Origin of the sequence: Vibrio sp. 10N.222.52.B7 (assembly GCF_041474275.1) — a bacterium.
In the GTDB taxonomy this organism is placed as follows: Bacteria; Pseudomonadota; Gammaproteobacteria; order Enterobacterales; family Vibrionaceae; genus Vibrio; species Vibrio crassostreae_C.
Map to the genome: position 1 here is coordinate 1 of NZ_JBFRTU010000382.1, position 454 is coordinate 454.

A 454-nucleotide genomic window follows, 5' to 3' on the forward strand; every position below is an offset into this window, starting at 1 on the left:
TTGTTGACGATATACATAAAGGCTATTTCTATATGTTTCAGTTTAAGAAAAGTGGCTAACTTGATTTGGACAAAAAAAAGCTCCCACTCTTATCTGAATCAGATAAAAGCTAGGGAGCTCATCTATTAATTTTGCTTGTCGATTATTTTACCGAAGTTACTCGACTTACTTTCTCGCCACTTTCAGAGATAGAGCGGATGTACGTTTCACCAGAAACCGAAGGACGTTGCTGCTCATTATAAGTCAGCCAGTTTTCACCATCAGCTGAGTATTGAAGCTCTACGCCTGGGAATTGAACGTTCATCGCTAGCTTACCATCAACAACCTGAGCACCTGGAACTGGTAGTCGGTAATCAATACCCGCTTTCTCGAGCTTAGCCAGCTCACGTTGACCAACAATATTCGCGAAGCGATTAAAGTCGCTGTTTAGAGCCTGCTTATTCACTAAGTCAGT

Annotated in this window: 1 protein-coding gene; it reads right to left on the reverse strand. The window is 41.6% G+C overall.

Going from position 1 to position 454, the window contains the following annotated elements:
* Window positions 1-142: 142 nt before the first annotated feature.
* A partial coding sequence (locus tag AB4512_RS23320; protein ID WP_372175905.1) for a chitobiase/beta-hexosaminidase C-terminal domain-containing protein occupies window positions 143-454 on the reverse strand: 312 nt, incomplete at its 5' end.